Consider the following 18,596-nt stretch of genomic DNA (forward strand, 5'->3'; position numbering starts at 1 on the left):
TGGGCCCGACACCGATCCAGGTTCGGTGCCATCCGCCACCTTGGTGTTCCCCTGGCTTGACCCTTGGGGAGCACAGGGGTTTTAGGCTGGAAAGGAGTCAGCGGTCGGCGATCCGTCGCCGCCCTCTGAACGACCCCCTCGGCGGTTCATGCCTATCGGGGCAGGCCAGGAGGTCGACGCCCTGCAGGGAAGTGATGGAGACGATGCCATGACGCAACACCAGCACGAGCACTGTCACCGCCAGGCTTCGCAAGGTGCACTGACCGGGGACAGCACCGCGAGGCGCCGAGAGACGGCGAGTCAGCAGGCCGGCGCCCAGTATACCTGCTCCATGCACCCGGAGGTCGTGCGCGACGAGCCCGGCGACTGCCCCAAGTGCGGCATGGCCCTGGAGCCCTCGGCCCCCCAGGCCCCGGCGACCAAGACGGAATGGACCTGCCCCATGCACCCGGAGGTCGTCCGCGACGAGCCCGGCGACTGCCCCAAGTGCGGGATGGCCCTGGAACCGCGCCAGGTAACGGCCGAGGAGGAACAGAACCCCGAGCTGGTCGACATGACCCGGCGCTTCTGGGTCGGCGTCGCACTCACCGTGCCGGTCGTGGTGCTGGCCATGGGCGGCATGGTCCCCGGCGTGGACATGGACGCCCTGATGCCCCATGGCATCCGCGTGTGGCTCGAACTCGCCCTGGCCACCCCGGTGGTGCTATGGAGCGGCTGGCCCTTCTTCGTGCGCGGCTACCGCTCGCTGAAAGGCTGGAACCTCAACATGTTCACCCTGATCGCCCTGGGGGTGGGCGTCGCCTATCTCTACAGCGTGATCGCCACGCTGTTCCCTCAGCTCTTCCCGCCCTCCTTCCGCCATGCAAGCGGCCAGGTAGGGGTCTACTTCGAGGCCGCCGCGGTCATCGTCACCCTGGTGCTGGTGGGCCAGGTCATGGAACTGCGCGCCCGAACCCAGACCAATGCCGCCATCAAGGCATTGCTGGGTCTGGCACCCAGGACCGCGCGGCGCATCGGCGACGACGGCAACGAAGAGGACGTGCCGCTGGAACGGGTCCAGATCGGCGACCGGTTGCGGGTGCGTCCCGGCGAGAAGGTGCCGGTGGACGGCGTCGTCGTCGAGGGCAACTCCTCCGTGGACGAGTCGATGATCACCGGCGAACCCATCCCGGTCGAGAAACAGGCGGGCGAGGGCGTCATCGGCGCCACGATCAATGGCACCGGCGCGCTGGTCATCGAAGCCGAGCGGGTCGGCAGTGACACCCTGCTGTCGCAGATCGTGCAGATGGTCGCCGAGGCCAGCCGCAGCCGAGCGCCGATCCAGAACCTGGTGGACGTGGTGGCGAGCTACTTCGTACCCACCGTGGTTCTCGCGGCGCTGGCTACCTTCATCGTCTGGGGGCTCTTCGGGCCCGAGCCGGCGATGACCCATGCGCTGATCAACGCCGTGGCGGTGCTGATCATCGCCTGCCCCTGCGCGCTGGGGCTCGCCACGCCCATGTCGATCATGGTGGCCAGCGGCAAGGGGGCCTCGCTGGGTGTGCTGTTCAAGAACGCCGAGGCCATCCAGACGTTGCGCCGGGTCGACACCCTGATCGTCGACAAGACCGGCACCCTCACCGAGGGCCGTCCCCGGCTGCAGGACGTGGTGGCCGCCGAGGGCTTCGAGGAAGACCAGGTGCTGCGCCTGGCCGCCACCCTGGAGCGGGGCAGCGAGCATCCCCTGGCGGCGGCGATCGTCCAGGGCGCCGAGGAGCGCGGCGTCGCCCTCGAGCGCTACACCGACTTCGACTCGGTCACCGGCCAGGGGGTCAAGGGCCGGATCGGCGAGCAGGCGGTGGCGCTGGGCAACCAGGCCCTGATGGAAGCGGAGGGGATCGAAGCCGATCGACTCATCGAACGCGCCGAGGCCCTGCGCGCCGAGGGCAAGACGGCGATGTTCGTGGCCGTCGACGGCCGGCCCGCCGGGCTGGTCGCCGTGGCCGACCCGATCAAGGACACCACGCCCGAGGCGATCCGCTCCCTGCATGAGGAGGGCATCCGCATCGTGATGCTCACCGGCGACAGCCAGACCACCGCCCAGGCGGTGGCCAGGCACCTGGGCATCGACGAGGTGATCGCCGGAGTGCTGCCGGAGCAGAAGGCGGACAAGGTCAAGGCGTTGCAGGCCGAGGGCCGCTTCGTCGCCATGGCCGGCGACGGCATCAACGATGCCCCGGCCCTGGCGCAGGCCCAGGTGGGCATCGCCATGGGCACCGGGACCGACGTGGCCATGGAGAGTGCCGGCGTGACCCTGGTCAAGGGCGACCTGACGGGCATCGTACGGGCCCGCAAGCTGAGTCGCGCCACCATGCGCAACATCCAGCAGAACCTGGCGTTCGCCTTCGGCTACAACAGCCTGGGCGTGCCTATCGCCGCCGGCGTGCTCTACCCCGCCTTCGGCCTGCTGCTGTCCCCCATCATCGCCGCCGCCGCCATGTCGTTCAGCTCGGTCTCGGTGGTGGGCAATGCGCTGCGCCTGCGCCAGGCGAGGATCTGATCTTGCATGCCCGTGGGCCGGACCGATGTGGTGCATGCTCATCGACCAGAGGCTCTACTGCCTCACCTAGATCCAACCCCGCGACGGAAGGTGCAATCACAGCAAAGGGTCGGCCGTATCCACCATGATCGAGATGCTCCTGGAGCTCTTACCGCTCCCAGGATTGTTCCCGAACCCCTTCCCAACACCCAAAAAACGAAGAAGGGGAGTCGAGCTAAATGCTCGACTCCCCTTCTATATCCTGTGGCGGAGGGGGAGGGATTCGAAACCTCCAACATAGCCTTAGACAACGATAACTAATTGATTCTATTGAACCACATCTCGTAGATTTCTTCTATTTTGTTCCCAAACTGTTCCCAGGTGTTCTGGTGGACATACGCGTGACGCGTGCGTGTGCGCCTGTCGCGCGGGGTAATCTCAGAATCCGTGGGGGGCTCGGAAAAAGGTAACAAAGGTAATGCCTTGCCAGAATCTCGCCTAACATACTGAATATAAAGGGATTCGAACAGTCGTTCAAAAGGTAACAAAAAGGTGATGCAAAGGTAATGCGTTACCTTTTTGAGAGGTCACACAGAGAAATATCCATATCTTTTAAAAACAGCACCTTGCGAGCGCGTTACCTTTTGCATTACCTCACGTTACCTTTTAGGGGTAACAGAAAAGTCACTATTGATCAGATAGTTGCCCCTTAATTCACCCCCATGTGACCGATGTTACCTTTTTCCGAGGCCCCCTCTACTTCTCAAGACGCCACCCTTACCAGCCCGTCCTCACAACCTGCTCTGGGCGCTGCTTGATTTCGCATGATTCCGCATGACTGCTCGCCCTCTGTCACCCGCCTCAAAGCCCCACAGCCAGGCTGTATGGGCCGCCCTGCACGAGTGCGTGGAAAGGGACAGGTTTAGCGCGCAGGCGGGGCGGGGTGTCGACGGCGCGCCGCGGGGTGCCACGGGCTGGGTGGCCGGGCGGCCTGGCGAACAGGCATGAAAAAGCCGCCCAGGAGCTGGGCGGCCGATGGTGCTGAGCAGGGTGCGGTCAACGGTTGCTGATGATGAGCTCTCCCCGCTTCCCGGTGGCTTGTTTGCCGACGGTGTAGTTGATCTGGGTGGTGTGGATCTTGAGGCCCTCGAATGTTCGCCGCATCTCCGGGATGTCGTTGACGCTGATGACGACCTGCCCTTTCGCCTCACGTGCCAGCTCGGCCATCCGCTCGTATTGCTCGAGGCCGAAGTCGGTGCCGTAGCCGGCGGTCTCCCAGTACGGCGGATCCAGGTAGAAGAGCGTCTCGGGGCGATCGTAGCGCGTCACGCATTCCGCCCAGTCCAGGTGCTCAATCACCGTGCGAGATAGCCGGAGGTGCGCCTGGCTCAGATCCTCCTCGATGCGCATCAGGTTGAGGCGCGGCGGGCTGGTGGCTGACGTGCCGAAGGTCTGGCCATGGACCTTCCCCCCGAAGGCCAGCTTCTGCAGGTAGAAGAATCTCGCCGCGCGCTGCACGTCCGTGAGGTGGCGCGGATTCACCTCCCGCTGGGTCAGATATTCTTCCCGGCTCACCAGGCTCCAGCGGAACTGGCGCACCAGCTCGTCGGGGTGGTGCTTGACGATGCGATAGAGGTTCACCAGCTCCCCGTGGGCGTCATTGATCACCTCCACGGGGCTCGGCTCCTTCAAGAAGAAGATGGCCGCTCCCCCGCAGAAGGGCTCCACATAGGTCCTGTGCGGCTGGAACTTGGGAATGATGGCCTTCGCCAGGCGGCGCTTGCCTCCCATCCATGGGAGGATCGGTTTCATGGTCATCCTGACAACACCTGTTTATTTATCCAGTTTTTGATATGCTTGCGGTGTCGTTGGATGCGCCAGGAAGGCGTTGATGATCAGGGACGATCACGGCGATGCGTGCCCGGGGCCTATGGTCCCGGGCTTTTTCGTGTCAGGCGGGTGCCGGCTCGCTGGCCGCCTCGAGCGTGTACGGCCGGAAGCGCACGACCTCCTGGCCGACGTGGTCATTGATCTCGCTGAGGATGGCCTGCAGCGGCTCGAGCTCGTTGGTCACGAACACGCGCGCCGCCTTCTCGACGTCGCCGAATCCCCCGGTGTTGTTGGGGATCACCCCCATCAGCTGCGGCGGGATCCGGTGGCCGGCCAATTGATCATCCCTCGTGATGTTTTTGATCGAGGCGAACTCGTCCTTCGCGGCTACCTCCGAGATCGGGATGATCTGGATGCCGTCCTTCTTGCCCTTTGGGCTGTAGAGGAACAGGTTGCGGAAGTTGCCGACGCCCTTGGACTCCTTCAGGGCCGATCGCATGGCGTCGATGTCTTCCTGGTTCTGGGCCTCGTCGGAGACGTACATCACGAATCCGGCATGGGAGCCGTTGAGGTAGTACTTGCGCCGGAACAGCGTGGCGTTCTCGTTGAGGTAGATCGACTGCAGCGCGCCCAGGTAGTCAGGCACGCCGTACACCTCCTGGTTGATGTCCGGCTCGAGCAGGTGGATCAGGCTGCCCGGTGCGAACTCACTGCGCTCGCTCCAGTTCGGCACCCAGAAGTAGCGCTCCAGGTCCGCCCCGCGGCGCACGTACTTGGCCCGGGCCGGACGTAGCGCGAGCAGCTTGCCCAGCCGGCCGAAGATCCGCTCGAGGTAGCAGTTACCGAACACCAGGTAGTCGGTCACCAGGGCGCTGAAGGCCTGCCGGCTCAGCAGCGGATGGGGAATGAACGATCCCACCAGGATGTTGCGCTTCACCTGCAGAGCGCTGCCGTGGTGCGCTGTCGCCCGGTAGGTCTGGGCCAGCGCCGGGAAGTCCACCGGCGGCTCGTACCACTCGCTGCCCAGCATCCAGCAGCCGGTGTAGAAGAAGTCGTAGCCGTCGATCACCGGTACCGGATCGCCGAAGCTGAACGCCTCGGCCTTCGCCGGTGCCGGTGTCTGCTGGCCGGCATCCGCCTCGGTCCGGTAGGCCGGCACTCGCACCCGGGGCTTGGCTGCTGCGGGCTCACTCATTCAAACATCTCCATCAGGGATCGGCCGGTGCCATGATCGACCGGCCCGTCGAGGGGTTCGTTGTGCAGGGCGTGCATGGTCGCCCAGGCCAGGTCGGCGTGACCGGTCTGGTTGTTGCGTCCCGCGGTGTAGGTGAACTGGCGTCCGGAGGCGGTGAGCTCGCGCCGAATCGCCATGAACGACTGGGCTAGGTCCATCCAGCCAGCATCGAATTCGAGGCGACCTTTGTTGATGATCTGCTGGGCCTGCATGACCAGCTGCGCCTTGACCTCCGGCGTGTAGCGGTAGCGGGTCACGGTAGGGAAGAACTTGGCCACCAGCTGGGCGACGGCCTCGCCCAACCCTGAGGTGTCGATGCCGATGAAGGTGACGTTGTAGCGGCGGGTCACCTCGCGGATGAACTCCGACTGGGCCTCGTAATCGCGCCCCTTCAGGCGATGCCGCTCGAGCAGCCGGTGCTTGCCGGTCATCGAGCGCGGCGGCGCTACCACGACCAGCCCTGCCCCATCGCCTCCCTCGCCATCGCCGGCCGGATCGTAGCCAATCCACACCGGATGCTCGCCGTAGGGGCGCGGCGCGAACGGCTTGAGATCCCGCCAGACGTCCCAGCTGTCGACCATGCACTTCTGCATCATCCCGAGCGGGAAGGCCGATTGGGTGTCGTCGACGAACTCGCACATCAGCAGGTTGGCGAACTCGTCGTCCGAGTACTCCAGGCGCAGCTGGTCGATGTCGAACAAGTCGCAGCCGCCGGCGATGGCGTCCTCGATCGTCACGATCTGGCGCCACTGCCCGTCCGGGCCGCGCGCCCCGCCCTTCAGCGCGGCGTGGCTGACGTCGATCGACACCCGGTCGGCCTTCTTCTGGCGCTTGTTGAAGCGCTCGCCGGTCCAGAACGGGTAGGCTTCGTGAGCCACGCTCGAGGGCGTGCTGAAATACGTCTGCTTCCACTTCTTGTGCATCGCCATCCCGCTGGTCACCTTGCGGAACTGCTCGAAGCCGTGGATCCAGAAGTACTCGTCGAGGAACGTATCGCCGTGGTAGCCCTGGGCGGTCTTGGCATTCGTGCCCAGGAAGTGGAGCTCGGCGCCATTGGCCAGGATGATCGGATCGCCCTTCAGCTCGACGCCGGTGGTCTCCTTCACGAACTGCACGATGTAGTGGCGGAAGATGTGCGCCTGGGCCTTGCTTGCCGACATGAAGATCTTGTTCTTGCCGGTTTCCAGGGCGTCGGCGATCGCCTCCCGGGCGAAGTACCAGGTGGCGCCGATCTGGCGCGACTTGAGCAGGTTGCGGATCCGCTCGTGCTGGCCGGCGCGGTACCAAGTGCGCTGATAATCGAACAGCGAGGCCTCGAACGCCTCGACGATCTGGATCACGCCTTCGTCGCCCACATCGTTGCGGGCCGGCTTGCGCTTCTCGCCGGCATTGCGCCGTTCGATCTTCGGATTCAGGTCGGTTTCGCGCCCGGACTCCTGATACTTGTGCACCCGGGCCAGCCGTTCGATCTGTCGGCCCAGCAGGTCCAGTTCCTTGAAGTCCTTGCCTTCCTTCTGCTCCTTCCAGATGAGCTGCACCATGCGCGCTTCCAGCGCGCCTTCCACCCGTTGAGTCGGCGTGGCGGCGTCCCAATCATCGCGCTTTTTCCAGCTGTCGATCGTGGCGCGGGGGATGTCCAAGAACTCGGCAATACGCGCGATGCGCCACCCCGTCCAGTAGAGGTGCCGAGCGGAAAGCCGGTAGTGATCGTCGTCGATATGGGCGTGCGGTGTCATGCCGCCAGCGTACCCGCGCGCGCATGGGCAACGCCGGGCATGTCGGTGTGATTCGCCCCACTTACACCGCCAGCGCGTTGAGCCATTCCCCGTGGGCGCGGAACCTGACGGCAATCGCTACCCGCCCATTCAACCGAGGCTTCCTCCATGCCCTGGCATCGTATCGGAACCGAAGGCGCCACGACCGACGGTCGCGTCATCAGCGCCGAATGGCTCACCCAGATGGCCGAGAATTTTGACCCCGCGACCTATGGCTGCCGCGTCAATCTGGAACACATCAAGGGCGTGCTGCCGGACAGCCCGTTCAAGGCCTATGGCGACGTCACCGCGCTCAAGGCCGAGAAAGGCGACGACGGCAAGATGGCGCTGTTCGCCGAGATCGACCCGACCGACGAGCTCAAGGCCATGGTCGAGAAGCGCCAGAAGGTCTACACGTCGATGGAAATCGACCTCGATTTCGCCGGCAGCGGCGAGGCGTATCTGGCCGGGCTCGCGGTCACCGACTCCCCCGCCTCGCTCGGCACTTCCATGCTTCAGTTCAGCGCCCAGCAGGGCAACGAGTCGCCGCTCGCCGGTCGCAAACTGCGTCCCGACAACCTCTTCTCCGCCGCGGTCGAGACCGAGCTGACCTTCTCCGATAACTCCGGCGACAAGGGGCCGTCGCTGGCCGAACGAGTCAAGGCGCTGTTCAAGAAGCACGACGCCCAGACCGAGGCCGGCTTCGCCGCCTTCCGCACTGAGCTCGAACAGACGATGGAGCTGTTCGTGCAGAAGCACGCCGACCTGGCCGCCGAGCTCAACAAGCGCCCCTCCGAGACCGCCTTCAACGAGCTCAAGGACGCCCACGAGACGCTGAAGGGCCGCTTCGACGAGCTGTTCACCCGGCTCGACAACGAGCCCGGGGCGCAGCACCAGCGCTCACGCGCCACCGGCGCCGACACCGCCATCGAAACCGACTGCTAAGGGACGCCCCGACTCATGCGCAACGATACCCGCATCCTCTTCAACCAGTTCGCCGGCCAGGTGGCGAAGCTCAACGGCGTCCCCGATGCGACCCAGAAGTTCGCCGTCGAGCCCACCATCCAGCAGAGGCTGGAGAAACGCATCCAGGAGTCCAGCGACTTCCTGGGCCGCATCAACATGATCGGCGTCGATGAGCTGAAGGGCGAGAAACTCGCGCTCGGCGTCTCCGGGCCGATCGCCGCCCGCACCGACGTGTCCAGCCAGGACCGAAAGACCCGCGACCTCTCCACGCTGGACGCCCAGGGTTACGAATGCCGGATGACCGAATTCGACACCCATGTCGGCTACGCCAAGCTAGACGCCTGGGCCAAGTTCCCCAATTTCCAGGCGCTGATCCGCGACGCCATCGTCCAGCAGCAGGCCCTGGACCGCATGATGATCGGCTTCAACGGCACCTCGGCGGCGGTGCAGAGCGACCCGGTCGCCAACCCGATGCTCCAGGACGTGAACATCGGCTGGCTGCAACACTACCGCACCCAGGCTCCGGCCCGGGTGCTGAAGGACGGCAAGACTGCCGGCAAGATCCTGATCGAACCCACCAAGACCACGGACGCCGAGGGCAACGTCACCGGCATCGTCGGCGACTACGCCACCCTCGACGCCCTGGTCTACGACGTCGTGAACAGCCTGATCGAGCCCTGGTATCGCCGTGCGCCCGGCCTGGTGGTGATCGTCGGCCGCAGCCTGATGGCCGACAAGTACTTCCCGCTGCTCAACCAGAACCTGCCCAGCGAGCAGATGGCCGCCGACCTGGTGATCAGCCAGAAGCGCATCGGCGGCCTGCAGGGCATGGACGTCCCCTACTTCCCGGACGACGCCATCCTGGTCACCACCCTCGACAACCTCTCGATCTACTGGCAGACCGGCGCCCGCCGCCGCCACGTCGCCGAGAACCCCAAGCGCAACCGCATCGAGAACTACGAGAGCAGCAACGACAGCTATGTCGTCGAGGACTTCGGTGCCGGCTGCCTGGTCGAGAACATCGAGATGTCACCGGCCGCCCTCAACGGTTAAGGAAGGAGCGCCATGAGCACCCTCGCCCGACGTCATTTCCAGCGCGTGTCGGCCGCCCAGGCGGCCGAGGCCTCCGGCGACGCCCCGATGCAGGGCGACGCCTACCAGCTGATGCAGGCCGCGCTGTTCGAAGACTACCGACGCCTCAAGTCGACCCAGTCGATGGAGCGCAAAGCCGAGATCAAGCGCGAGATCCTGCCCAAGTACGCCGACTACGTCGTCGGCGTGCTCCAGGCCGGCCGCGGCGCCCAGGACGACGTGCTGATGCGCGTGATGCTGTGGCGGATCGACGCCGGCGACATCGCCGGCGCGGTGGCCATCGCCCGCTACGCGCTCCAGCACGGCCTTACCCCGCCCGACCAGTTCGAGCGCGGCACCGCCGCGATCATCGCCGAGGAAGTCGCCGACCAGGCGCTGCGACTGATCGAAGCCGAGGACGCCGATACCCCTGCCCTGCTCGAGCAGCTCGAGACCGTCGAGGACCTGACCCGCGACGCCGACATGCACGACCAGGTGCGCGCCAAACTCTACAAGTCCCTCGGCTATGCCCAGCGCGATGCCCAGCGTCTCGAGCCGGCGCGAGCCAGCCTGGCCCGCGCCCTGGAACTCAACGACCGGGCCGGCGTGAAGAAGGACCTCGAGCGCCTCGAGCGACAGCTTCGCCAGAGCCACGCCAACCAGCAGAACGATGCCGATCAGGCCAACCCGGCCTGATCGGCGCAACCGAGTCGCACGCCGACGTCAGGGGGCGCGACGGTAGAGGTTAGCCCGAGGGCTGCCGCCTCGACCCGTCGCCCACCCCCTTCAACCTGGGGCATCCAAGGACACCGCCGATGAGTAGCTTCGTCTCCGCCGGGACCGCGGCCACCACCACCGCCGAGCCGATCGCGAACAACGGCTTCTGGCCGGATCTTGAACCGGCCGACTTCCGGGAGCGCCATCGTCTCGATGGCACCGTCACCGATGGGCGACTGGTGGAAGCCCTGGAAGCCGCCATGGCCCACATCAACCGCGTGCTGCGCCACTGGCAGGCCGCCCAGGTCGTTGCCGGCTACCCGACCATCGACGACATTCCTGTGCCGATCTGGCAGGCCCCCGGCGTCTACCGGGCGCTGTACCTGCGCGCGGTCATGTCGATGGCCCATGCCGGGCTCGCCGAGCGCTACGCCGACTACGACGCCACCAATTCGGCCCGCGAACGTGGCCTGGAGCTCGAGGATCCCGCGGAGGCCTATCGCCGCGACGCCCACTGGGCCGTCGCCGAGATCGAGGGCCGCCCGCACACCACCGTCGAGCTGATTTGATGCCGCGCACCGTCCGCGCCCGGCAGCACGACACCGTCGACGCCATCTGCTACCGCGCCTACGGTCGCACCCAGGGCGTCACCGAGCAGGTGCTGAAAGCCAACCCCGGGCTCGCCGACCTGGGGCCGGTCCTGCCCCACGGCACGCCCGTCACCCTGCCCGACATCGTTGAACGACCCAGCCGCGAACCCACCATCCAGCTCTGGACCTGAGGACATCATGGCCCAATCCGACACCGCCTCCGACAACCGCTCCATGCTTGAGCGGCACCTGCAGACCGGCATCCAGCTACTACTGGTCGCCCTGCTCGGCTGGGCCGGGCTCGAACTTGTCGCCTTGGGCAAGAGCACCGTGGCCCTCCAGGAGCGCCTGACCTATCAGGGCGAGCAGATCACCAGCTTGCGGCGCGAGCTGCGCGACTGGAGCGAGCTCTACTACCGACAGTCCGACGCCGATCGAGAGATCGGCGGCCTCAGAGCCGCCGTGCACGACCTCGAGACCCGCGTCACCAACCTGGAGAACGGCTCATGATCTCTCCCCACTTCCAGCGCGCCGAGTTTGCCTGCTCATGCGGATGCGGCTTCGACACCATCGACAGCGAAACTCTCGCCGTACTCGAGGACGTCCGCGAGCGTTTCGAGGCCCCGGTCCTCGTCACCAGCGGCTGCCGCTGCCCCGCGTATAACGCTCAGATCGGTGGCGCCGAACACAGCCAGCACAAGCTGGGGCGCGCGGCCGACATCCAGGTGAGCGGCGTCGCACCGGCCCAGGTGCAGGACTACCTGATCGAACGCTACCCGGGCCGTTACGGCATCGGGCGCTATGACACCTTCACCCACGTCGATACCCGCACCGACGGGCCGGCACGCTGGTAGGACTCACGGGAGCACGCCGCATGAACCTGATCGGCAATATCCTCGGTACCGTCGCCGGCCCGGTGATGGAGGTCATCGACCAGGCCGTCACCGACAAGGACCAGGCCAACAAGCTCAAGGCCGAACTGCGCAGCCGCCTGATCGACCAGCAGGACGCCGCTCTCCAGGCGCGCATGAAGGTCATCCTGGCCGAGGCCACCGGTGAGAGCTGGCTGCAGCGCAACTGGCGGCCGCTGCTGATGACCGTGATCGTGGCCATCGTCGCCAACAACTACCTGCTCGCCCCCTACCTCGGCGCCATGTTCGGCGTCGGCCTGCAGCTGGAGTTGCCCGAGCAGCTCTGGGATCTGATGACCCTGGGCGTTGGCGGCTACATTGCAGGACGCTCCGGCGAGAAGATCGCCGGAACCCTGCGCGGCCGTCGCGGCCGGCTGATGGATGAGGTCGACGCACAATGAACAAGCTGCACCTGCTGCGCACCCACCTGGTCGGCGCCGTCCCCACGCTGGCCCGGGATCCCGATCGGCTGCTCACCTTCGTCGAGGAAGGCAGCGTCGAGTTTCGCCGCGGGCGCGACCTGTCCCACGAGTACCGCTACGCCGCCCAGCTGGTGCTGACCAACTTCGCCGACGAGCTCGATACGGTGATGATCCCGCTGCTGCAGTGGCTCGCCGAGTACCAGCCGGATGTCGATCCCGGCGAGGCCGTCAGCTTCGAGGCCGAGATCCTCAACAACCGCTCGGTGGATCTCGCCCTGCGCGTGCGGCTCACCGAGCGCGTCATCGCCAAGGTGGACTGCGAGGCCGGCACCATCCGGGTCGATCGCGCCCTCCCGCGCTTCGAGCTCGACGCCTGCCCGATATCGCAGCATTGGCAGCTGCTGACGCGGGACACGAATACCGACGATGGCTACAGCCTGGCGGCCGAATGGGGCGAGGCGTCCAACGATGGCGGATGACCTGCAGGCCCTGGAGGACTGGGTCGCCCCGCTACTCGCGCGGCTGGAGACCAAGGAGCGCCGCCGCCTGGCCCGCTCGGTCGCTCGCGACCTGCGCCGCAGCCAGCGCGAGCGCATCAAGGCGCAGACCAACCCCGACGGCACGCCCTACGCCCCGCGCAAGCCGCAGAAGTGGCGCGCGCGTCAGGGCGCCATCCGCCGCCAGGCCATGTTCGGCAAGCTCTCCACCGCCAAGTGGCTGAAGGCCACCACCCGCGGCGATACCGCCGTGGTCGGCTTCTTCGGCAACGTCGCCCGGCTCGCCAAAACGCACCAGTACGGCCTGCGCGACCGGGTCGACCGTGACGGCCCGACCATCGAGTATCCGCAGCGCGAACTGCTCGGCTTCACCGAGGCCGACCGCGAGCTCATTCTCGACTCGCTGCTGAACCACCTGGGCGCGGTGTAAGTCCGCCACCCCACACCCGGCACCGCTTCGCCTGCCCAGGCCACCGCCGCACGATAGCGGCATGAATATCGCCGAGCTCCTCCGCCTGATTCACAACCTGATCCGTACCGGGACCATCGCCCAGGTGGACCATGCGGCCGCCCGCGTGCGCGTGAGATCCGGCGAGCTACTCACCGGCTGGCTGCCCTGGATCGAGGGCCGCGCCGGCACCACCCGAGACTGGGACCCGCCCACCCAGGGCGAGCAGGTCATCGTGCTCTCGCCCGGCGGCGATCCCGCCGGCGCCGTCGTCCTGACCGGGCTGTTCTCCGACACCCATCCCGCCCCGGCGGACCTGGCCGCCCTGTGCCGCCGGCTGTTCCCCGACGGCGGCCTGTTCGAGTACGACCACGAGGACAGCGTGCTGCGCATCCGGCTGCCCGGCCGCATCGAGATCGAGGCGCCCGGCGGCACGGCCTGGAAGGGCGACATCGACCACCTGGGCGACATGGCCCGCGCCGGCAGCTACGCCCAGGACGGCGGCACGCTGGCCCACAACGGCAAGAATGTCGGCCACGACCACCCGCACACCGGCGTGGTGCCCGGCAGCGGCCAGAGCGGAGGCCCGGTATGACCGGCATGAACCCAGACAGCGGCCGCCGCCTGGAGCGCCTCGAGCACATCCGCCATAGCGTGCGTGACATCCTCACCACCCCGATCGGCTCGCGGGTGATGCGCCGCGACTACGGCAGCCTGCTGCCCGAACTGATCGACCAGCCCCTCAACGAGGCCACGGCACTGCGCGCGTACTCGGCCAGCGTCGTCGCCATCATGAAGTGGGAACCGCGCATCACCGTGCAGCAGATCACCCGCACGGCCTCCACCGTGCGCCCGGGCCGGCTCGACCTCGCCATAACCGCTCGCCTCGCCGACACCGGTGAGGCCGTGTCCTTCGAGGTGCCGATCGCATGAGCGGCACGATCGACCTTTCCCAGCTGCCCGCGCCCGACATCGTCGAGGCCCTCGACTTCGAGACCGTGCTCGCCGAGCGCAAGTCCGCCCTGCTCGATCGGGTCGGCGAGAGCCGGCGCGCCGAGGTCGAGGCCACGCTCGAGCTCGAGAGCGAGCCGCTGACCATCCTGCTCGAGGAGAACGCCTATCGTGAGCTGGTCTGGCGGCAGCGGGTCAACGAGGCCGCCCGCGCGGTGATGATCGCCCACGCCAACGATGAGGACCTCGACAACCTCGTCGCCAACTTCGAGGTCGAGCGGCTTGAGATCGACCCCGGCGACCCCGACGCCACTCCGCCGGTACCGCCCACCTTTGAAACCAACACCGACCTGCGCCTGCGCGCCCAGCGGGCGTTCGAGGGGCTCAGCGTCGCCGGCCCGCGTGCCGCCTACGAGTTTCATGCGCTGAGCGCCGACGGCCGGGTCGCCGACGCCACGGCCACCAGCCCGGCGCCGGCCGAGGCCCTGGTCACGCTGCTCAGCACCGAGGGCGATGGCGCCGCCAGCCAGGCGCTGATCGACATCGTCGACGCCGCGCTTTCCGCCGAGGACGTGCGCCCGGTGGGCGACCGCCTCACCGTGCAGTCGGCGGAGATCATCGACTACAGCGTCGACGCCACCCTCTACGTCTACCCGGGGCCGGAACAAGAGCCGATCCTCGCCGCGGCCCGGGCCGCCCTGACGACCTACGTCACCGCCCAGCGCCGCATCGGCCGCGACATCCGCATCTCCGCGATCCATGCCGCGCTGCACGTCGAGGGCGTGCAGCGCGTCGAGCTGGCCACACCGGCCGCCGACGTCGTCCTGGACGACACCCAGGCCGCCCACTGCACCGGGATCAACGTGACCATCGGAGGCAGCGATGCCTGATAGCCGGACGCCCCTGCTGCCGCCCAACGCCTCGCCCCTGGAGCGCGCCGCCGCCGAGACCCTGGCCGAGATCCAGCGCGTGCCGGTGCCGCTGCGTGACCTGTGGCGGCCGGCCACCTGCCCGGCGCATCTGCTGCCGTACCTCGCCTGGGCGTTCTCGGTGGACCGCTGGGACCCGACCTGGAGCGAGGCCGCGAAAAGGGACGTGATCGCCTCGGCGTTCTACGTCCACCAGCGCAAAGGCACCATCTCGGCCCTGCGCCGCGTCGTCGAACCGCTGGGCTACCTGCTTGAGGTCGTCGAGTGGTGGGAGACCGAGCCTCCCGGCGAGCGCGGCACCTTCGCCCTGCGCATCGGCGTGCTCGACACCGGCATCACCGAGGCCATGTACGGCGAGCTTGAGCGGCTGATCGACGACGCCAAGCCGCTTACCCGCCACGTCAGCGGCCTCGACCTCGCCGGCGAGAGCCGCGGCACCGCCTGGTTGGCCGCCGCCACCTACGACGGCGACGTCACCGCCGTGCTGCCGTACGTCGCCGAGGAAACCCAGGTCGTCGGGCTGTTCCATGTGGGCGCCGCCACCGACAGCACCGACATCGCCACCGTCTACCCGCTCTGAACGCGAGAGGAGCCCCGCATGCCCCAGTTCTATACGCTGCTCACCGACACCGGCCAGGCCAAGCTGGCCAACGCCGTGGCCTTGGGCGACACCATCGAGATCACCGAGCTGGCCGTCGGCGACGGCAACGGCAGCCTGCCCACCCCGGACAGCAGCGCCGAGTCGCTGATCAACGAGCTGCGCCGCGCACCCATCAACACCAGCGATACCGATCCCGACAATCCGTCCTGGATCGTGGTCGAGCAGGTGCTCCCACCGGACGTCGGCGGCTGGACCATCCGCGAGATCGGCATCTTCGACGTCGACGGCGACCTGATCGGCATCGGCAACTACCCCGAGACCTACAAGCCGGTACTGGCCGAGGGTAGCTCCCGTACCCAGACCGTGCGCTTCGTGCTCGAGGTCAGCGACACTGGAGCGGTCACGCTCAAGGTCGATCCCAGCGTGGTGCTGGCCACTCGGGAATACGTCGACCAGGAGAGGGACGAGCACGAGCAAAGTCGCAACCACCCGGAGGCGACGGAGAGCGCCCAGGGCATGGTCCGCTACGGAACGACGGAAGAGCACAAGGCGGGCACGCGAACCGACCGCGGGGCTCACTTAGCCGGCGTCCTTGCCGCGATCCACCAGTACGGGCTGGGCAAAAGCGTCCAATTGGGAGGATCGGACGACCTGAACGATATTGAAGCCGACGGTGTTATTTACTCTTGGTCATCAATCCCGCCTGTCAACGCTCCTCCTGGAGCGACGTATGGTGTCATGCTGTCTATCTACGATGGCAGGCAGTACAACCAAATTGTATTTGGGGGCAGTAACCCCCAATTCTTCCAGCGCCGCAAGAATAGTGGTGTCTGGGAAGATGGGTGGGTCGACTTCCGAAGTGCCAGCAACCTGAACGCAGGCACCGTGCCAGTCGAGCGCTTGCCTGCTGCGAGCGAGCAGAGCAAGGGCGGCATCGCGCTAGCGAGCCAAGCCACGACGGATGGCGGGGGCGATGATACCAAGGCCATCACAGCGAAGAAGCTGTGGAACTGGGTCAAGCAGGGCACCGAATCACTATTGGGAATGTTCAGGGTCGCGACGGACGCCCAGATGCTGGACGCTACAAACGATACTGTTGTCGTGACCCCCAAGAAGATGCTGTTCGGCTTCTCTTTTGAGGGCGGTTCTTCCGGGTATATAGGGCTCCCGGCATGGCTGGGCGGCCTCATCATTCAGTGGATGCGCCCTGACATAGAAAGTGGAAGCTCAGTCAGTGCGGCTTGGCCTATCGCTTTTCCCACAGAGTGTTGCGTCGCCGTGGCCAACGATTATGGGTCGGGGCCCGTCTATGCCATGCGCATAAACAGCTATGGAGCAACCACAGTCTCGGTCACCGGCAGTAGTACCGAGAGCAACGCGATGGGCGGCGGCCGTATTGTGGTATTGGGCATTGGGCACTAAGGAGAATAATCATGCACTACAGCGCAGCGAACAATGCGTTCTATGACGAGCGACGCCGAAAAGCCTACGACGCCGCAGGGAATTGGCCAGATGACGCCGTGAAGGTCAGCGACGCGGATTACCAGGCTTACAAAGGAACCCCGCCCGCTGGCATGAGGCGCGGTGCTGACGCCGACGGCCATCCGGCATGGATTGAGATCCCGCCACCGGGGATCAATGCCCTCGTCGCCCGCCAGCGGTCGGCGATCGCCACCGCCCTGGCCGATGCCCTCGCCGCCGGCATGCCCTACACCATGCCCGACGGCACCGAGGATACGGTGCAGATGCTCGCCGAGGACCGCCAGAACCTGCTCGGCCTGGCGATCGAGGCCCGCGACCTCAAGGCCGCCGGCGAGACCGGCGCCGTCCAGGAGTTCCGCGGTCTCTCGAACACCCGCTACCCGATGACGCCGGACGAGACCATCGCCCTCACCGACGCGGCCCTGGCCCACTACAAGGCCCTCCTGCAGCGCAGCTGGGACCGCAAGGATGAGATTGACCAGGCTTTTGAAAAGGGTGATATTTCGACAATAAAAAAGATCAGCTGGTAACTTTTCAATCAGCATGACCATTCAACATACAGGCATGCTGATTTCCCTTATTCAACAAGCTCAACAACAGCCTCTTTACCCCACTCAGACCACCCCAAGTCAATATGACTAACCACTGAATCAGGAATCAACCTCAGTGCTCCGTCTTGAACATTACCCACATAGACCACATACCCCTTATCAGTACTATAAAGAACCTTTCCTTCGAAACACCCACCCCCAGATTTCATGCAAACAGTATCAACCTCCTCACTATCTAGCATATCGGCAACTCCCCTTCTCTCCTGATCAAACAAATCCAGGAAGACCTTAGAGAACCCTATAACTAATAAACCTATAGCGACAAGAGCCAGAATTCCTTGAACCACCCTATTCTTTAGAACCTCAAACCTTACACACAACCTCTCATAAAGAAACTTAAATCCTCTAGGGTAAAGCATTATCACCAAAAACATGCAAAAAATAAAAAATCCGTACTTAGCACTTGTAAACATCAGAGAAAAAACACCTCTTACCAAGAGATCCTCAGGAGGAATGTTTATCCACCAAGCATCCCCGGCAACAACGCCAAAATATAAAAAGAACGATGCATACCCAACACAATAAATATATGAAAGAAGTGCGACAGCCAGAATTGCAATCCTTGGCATTTCAAACTCCCCCTCAGTTGAGGATCAAAGATTTCCCAGAATGTTGTAGTTTGCCCATCCACAACGCCCACCGCTAGAGTCCCGCCCGCTCCCGCGCAAGAAAAGCCATCACAGTCATGCTCACCTGCGAAGGAACCCGATATGGCCCAGGACTACTACCTCGACGTGCGCGTTGTGTAGGTCAACAAAGGCACCCGGCCGATCCGCACCGTCACCACGGCGGTGATCGGCCTGGTGGGCATAGCCAAGTCTCAGCGGAAATGATCAGGGCCTGACCTAAAGCATCGCCCCACCGATCAATCCATGGCGGCCATGGTCGAGACCATGTTCGTGCAGATAACCCTATTCGTGCCCCACCGCATGGCGGGCCTCATCGTTGTAGGCCGTCGCTTCACAACGGGCTACTCACGGAACCGACAATCCGCGCTGGCAGAATGGGAGGAGATCCATCGAAGAGGACCAAATTCACCGCCTTCAACCTGCTGGAGGTCTTCC

Annotated in this window: 21 protein-coding genes; 17 read left to right on the forward strand and 4 right to left on the reverse strand. The window is 65.4% G+C overall.

Going from position 1 to position 18,596, the window contains the following annotated elements; genetic code table 11:
* The first annotated feature begins 208 nt into the window (after nucleotides 1–208).
* Nucleotides 209–2,539: a copper-transporting P-type ATPase gene (locus tag QC818_RS14920; protein WP_374710096.1), complete on the forward strand. Its 2,331-nt coding sequence runs from the start codon at nucleotides 209–211 to the stop codon at nucleotides 2,537–2,539.
* Between the two features lie 1,035 nt (nucleotides 2,540–3,574).
* Here the strand turns inward: QC818_RS14920 and QC818_RS14925 are convergent.
* From QC818_RS14925 to QC818_RS14935, 3 genes are all read right to left on the reverse strand, one after another.
* On the reverse strand, nucleotides 3,575–4,330 hold the full coding sequence (locus QC818_RS14925) for a DNA adenine methylase (RefSeq protein ID WP_309653657.1): 756 nt from the start codon (nucleotides 4,328–4,330) through the stop codon (nucleotides 3,575–3,577).
* Between the two features lie 139 nt (nucleotides 4,331–4,469).
* On the reverse strand, nucleotides 4,470–5,543 hold the full coding sequence (locus QC818_RS14930; protein WP_309653658.1) for a phage portal protein: 1,074 nt from the start codon (nucleotides 5,541–5,543) through the stop codon (nucleotides 4,470–4,472).
* Nucleotides 5,540–7,318 (reverse strand): terminase large subunit domain-containing protein, encoded by a 1,779-nt coding sequence (locus tag QC818_RS14935; RefSeq protein ID WP_309653659.1) that lies wholly within the window; start codon nucleotides 7,316–7,318, stop codon nucleotides 5,540–5,542. Before QC818_RS14935 ends, QC818_RS14930 begins: the two co-directional genes overlap by 4 nt.
* A gap of 147 nt (nucleotides 7,319–7,465) precedes the next feature.
* On the opposite strand from QC818_RS14935, the gene QC818_RS14940 reads away from it, so the two are divergent.
* The 16 genes from QC818_RS14940 to QC818_RS15015 all read left to right on the forward strand — a co-directional run bounded on the left by QC818_RS14940 (nucleotide 7,466) and on the right by QC818_RS15015 (nucleotide 17,451).
* Nucleotides 7,466–8,281, forward strand: a complete 816-nt coding sequence (locus QC818_RS14940; protein ID WP_309653660.1) for a GPO family capsid scaffolding protein — start codon at nucleotides 7,466–7,468, stop codon at nucleotides 8,279–8,281.
* Between the two features lie 15 nt (nucleotides 8,282–8,296).
* Nucleotides 8,297–9,355 carry a phage major capsid protein, P2 family gene (locus tag QC818_RS14945; protein WP_309653661.1) on the forward strand — a complete coding sequence of 353 codons (1,059 nt, stop codon included), beginning with the start codon at nucleotides 8,297–8,299 and terminating at the stop codon, nucleotides 9,353–9,355.
* Between the two features lie 12 nt (nucleotides 9,356–9,367).
* A complete protein-coding gene (gene gpM, locus QC818_RS14950) occupies nucleotides 9,368–10,069 on the forward strand; it encodes a phage terminase small subunit (RefSeq protein WP_309653662.1) in 702 nt (233 codons plus the stop codon).
* 119 nt (nucleotides 10,070–10,188) lie between these two features.
* Nucleotides 10,189–10,659, forward strand: coding sequence for a head completion/stabilization protein (locus tag QC818_RS14955; RefSeq protein ID WP_309653663.1), 471 nt, complete (start codon nucleotides 10,189–10,191; stop codon nucleotides 10,657–10,659).
* Nucleotides 10,659–10,871 carry a tail protein X gene (locus tag QC818_RS14960; protein ID WP_309653664.1) on the forward strand — a complete coding sequence of 71 codons (213 nt, stop codon included), beginning with the start codon at nucleotides 10,659–10,661 and terminating at the stop codon, nucleotides 10,869–10,871. Before QC818_RS14955 ends, QC818_RS14960 begins: the two co-directional genes overlap by 1 nt.
* A gap of 7 nt (nucleotides 10,872–10,878) precedes the next feature.
* Entirely contained in the window at nucleotides 10,879–11,190 is a 312-nt protein-coding gene (locus tag QC818_RS14965) for a hypothetical protein (protein ID WP_309653665.1), read from the forward strand.
* Nucleotides 11,187–11,534, forward strand: a complete 348-nt coding sequence (locus QC818_RS14970; RefSeq protein WP_309653666.1) for a D-Ala-D-Ala carboxypeptidase family metallohydrolase — start codon at nucleotides 11,187–11,189, stop codon at nucleotides 11,532–11,534. The genes QC818_RS14965 and QC818_RS14970 overlap by 4 nt, the downstream gene beginning before the upstream one ends.
* 20 nt (nucleotides 11,535–11,554) lie before the next feature.
* Nucleotides 11,555–11,992: a 3TM-type holin gene (locus tag QC818_RS14975; RefSeq protein WP_309653667.1), complete on the forward strand. Its 438-nt coding sequence runs from the start codon at nucleotides 11,555–11,557 to the stop codon at nucleotides 11,990–11,992.
* Nucleotides 11,989–12,492: a phage tail protein gene (locus QC818_RS14980; protein WP_309653668.1), complete on the forward strand. Its 504-nt coding sequence runs from the start codon at nucleotides 11,989–11,991 to the stop codon at nucleotides 12,490–12,492. The genes QC818_RS14975 and QC818_RS14980 overlap by 4 nt, the downstream gene beginning before the upstream one ends.
* Complete coding sequence (locus QC818_RS14985) at nucleotides 12,482–12,940, forward strand: phage virion morphogenesis protein (protein ID WP_309653669.1); 459 nt, start codon at nucleotides 12,482–12,484, stop codon at nucleotides 12,938–12,940. Before QC818_RS14980 ends, QC818_RS14985 begins: the two co-directional genes overlap by 11 nt.
* Before the next feature lie 61 nt (nucleotides 12,941–13,001).
* Nucleotides 13,002–13,553 (forward strand): phage baseplate assembly protein V, encoded by a 552-nt coding sequence (locus QC818_RS14990; protein ID WP_309653670.1) that lies wholly within the window; start codon nucleotides 13,002–13,004, stop codon nucleotides 13,551–13,553.
* A complete protein-coding gene (locus tag QC818_RS14995) occupies nucleotides 13,550–13,891 on the forward strand; it encodes a GPW/gp25 family protein (protein ID WP_309653671.1) in 342 nt (113 codons plus the stop codon). Before QC818_RS14990 ends, QC818_RS14995 begins: the two co-directional genes overlap by 4 nt.
* The gene (locus tag QC818_RS15000; protein ID WP_309653672.1) at nucleotides 13,888–14,799 is read left to right on the forward strand and encodes a baseplate assembly protein; all 912 of its coding nucleotides are present in this window, start codon (nucleotides 13,888–13,890) and stop codon (nucleotides 14,797–14,799) included. Before QC818_RS14995 ends, QC818_RS15000 begins: the two co-directional genes overlap by 4 nt.
* Nucleotides 14,792–15,418, forward strand: a complete 627-nt coding sequence (locus QC818_RS15005) for a phage tail protein I (RefSeq protein WP_309653673.1) — start codon at nucleotides 14,792–14,794, stop codon at nucleotides 15,416–15,418. The genes QC818_RS15000 and QC818_RS15005 overlap by 8 nt, the downstream gene beginning before the upstream one ends.
* Before the next feature lie 18 nt (nucleotides 15,419–15,436).
* Nucleotides 15,437–16,861: a phage tail-collar fiber domain-containing protein gene (locus tag QC818_RS15010; protein ID WP_309653674.1), complete on the forward strand. Its 1,425-nt coding sequence runs from the start codon at nucleotides 15,437–15,439 to the stop codon at nucleotides 16,859–16,861.
* Nucleotides 16,862–16,872: 11 nt separating this feature from the next.
* Nucleotides 16,873–17,451 (forward strand): DUF4376 domain-containing protein, encoded by a 579-nt coding sequence (locus tag QC818_RS15015; RefSeq protein WP_309653675.1) that lies wholly within the window; start codon nucleotides 16,873–16,875, stop codon nucleotides 17,449–17,451.
* A 47-nt stretch (nucleotides 17,452–17,498) separates the two neighbouring features.
* Here QC818_RS15015 and QC818_RS15020 read toward each other — a convergent pair whose 3' ends face one another.
* The gene (locus tag QC818_RS15020) at nucleotides 17,499–18,101 is read right to left on the reverse strand and encodes a hypothetical protein (RefSeq protein WP_309653676.1); all 603 of its coding nucleotides are present in this window, start codon (nucleotides 18,099–18,101) and stop codon (nucleotides 17,499–17,501) included.
* Nucleotides 18,102–18,596 lie beyond the last annotated feature (495 nt).

The organism is Halomonas koreensis, from assembly GCF_031451675.1.
GTDB lineage: Bacteria > Pseudomonadota > Gammaproteobacteria > Pseudomonadales > Halomonadaceae > Halomonas > Halomonas koreensis.

Coding starts and splice junctions, on each gene's coding strand:
- QC818_RS14975 (WP_309653667.1), top strand. CDS start 11,555: ATGAACCTGATCGGCAATATCCTCGGTACCGTCGCCGGCCCGGTGATG.
- QC818_RS14930 (WP_309653658.1), bottom strand. CDS start 5,543: ATGAGTGAGCCCGCAGCAGCCAAGCCCCGGGTGCGAGTGCCGGCCTAC.
- QC818_RS14920 (WP_374710096.1), top strand. CDS start 209: ATGACGCAACACCAGCACGAGCACTGTCACCGCCAGGCTTCGCAAGGT.
- QC818_RS14990 (WP_309653670.1), top strand. CDS start 13,002: ATGAATATCGCCGAGCTCCTCCGCCTGATTCACAACCTGATCCGTACC.
- QC818_RS14940 (WP_309653660.1), top strand. CDS start 7,466: ATGCCCTGGCATCGTATCGGAACCGAAGGCGCCACGACCGACGGTCGC.
- QC818_RS14955 (WP_309653663.1), top strand. CDS start 10,189: ATGAGTAGCTTCGTCTCCGCCGGGACCGCGGCCACCACCACCGCCGAG.
- QC818_RS14960 (WP_309653664.1), top strand. CDS start 10,659: ATGCCGCGCACCGTCCGCGCCCGGCAGCACGACACCGTCGACGCCATC.
- QC818_RS14970 (WP_309653666.1), top strand. CDS start 11,187: ATGATCTCTCCCCACTTCCAGCGCGCCGAGTTTGCCTGCTCATGCGGA.
- QC818_RS14980 (WP_309653668.1), top strand. CDS start 11,989: ATGAACAAGCTGCACCTGCTGCGCACCCACCTGGTCGGCGCCGTCCCC.
- QC818_RS14935 (WP_309653659.1), bottom strand. CDS start 7,318: ATGACACCGCACGCCCATATCGACGACGATCACTACCGGCTTTCCGCT.
- QC818_RS14925 (WP_309653657.1), bottom strand. CDS start 4,330: ATGAAACCGATCCTCCCATGGATGGGAGGCAAGCGCCGCCTGGCGAAG.
- QC818_RS15005 (WP_309653673.1), top strand. CDS start 14,792: ATGCCTGATAGCCGGACGCCCCTGCTGCCGCCCAACGCCTCGCCCCTG.
- QC818_RS14945 (WP_309653661.1), top strand. CDS start 8,297: ATGCGCAACGATACCCGCATCCTCTTCAACCAGTTCGCCGGCCAGGTG.
- gpM (WP_309653662.1), top strand. CDS start 9,368: ATGAGCACCCTCGCCCGACGTCATTTCCAGCGCGTGTCGGCCGCCCAG.
- QC818_RS15020 (WP_309653676.1), bottom strand. CDS start 18,101: ATGCCAAGGATTGCAATTCTGGCTGTCGCACTTCTTTCATATATTTAT.
- QC818_RS14995 (WP_309653671.1), top strand. CDS start 13,550: ATGACCGGCATGAACCCAGACAGCGGCCGCCGCCTGGAGCGCCTCGAG.
- QC818_RS15010 (WP_309653674.1), top strand. CDS start 15,437: ATGCCCCAGTTCTATACGCTGCTCACCGACACCGGCCAGGCCAAGCTG.
- QC818_RS14985 (WP_309653669.1), top strand. CDS start 12,482: ATGGCGGATGACCTGCAGGCCCTGGAGGACTGGGTCGCCCCGCTACTC.
- QC818_RS15015 (WP_309653675.1), top strand. CDS start 16,873: ATGCACTACAGCGCAGCGAACAATGCGTTCTATGACGAGCGACGCCGA.
- QC818_RS14965 (WP_309653665.1), top strand. CDS start 10,879: ATGGCCCAATCCGACACCGCCTCCGACAACCGCTCCATGCTTGAGCGG.
- QC818_RS15000 (WP_309653672.1), top strand. CDS start 13,888: ATGAGCGGCACGATCGACCTTTCCCAGCTGCCCGCGCCCGACATCGTC.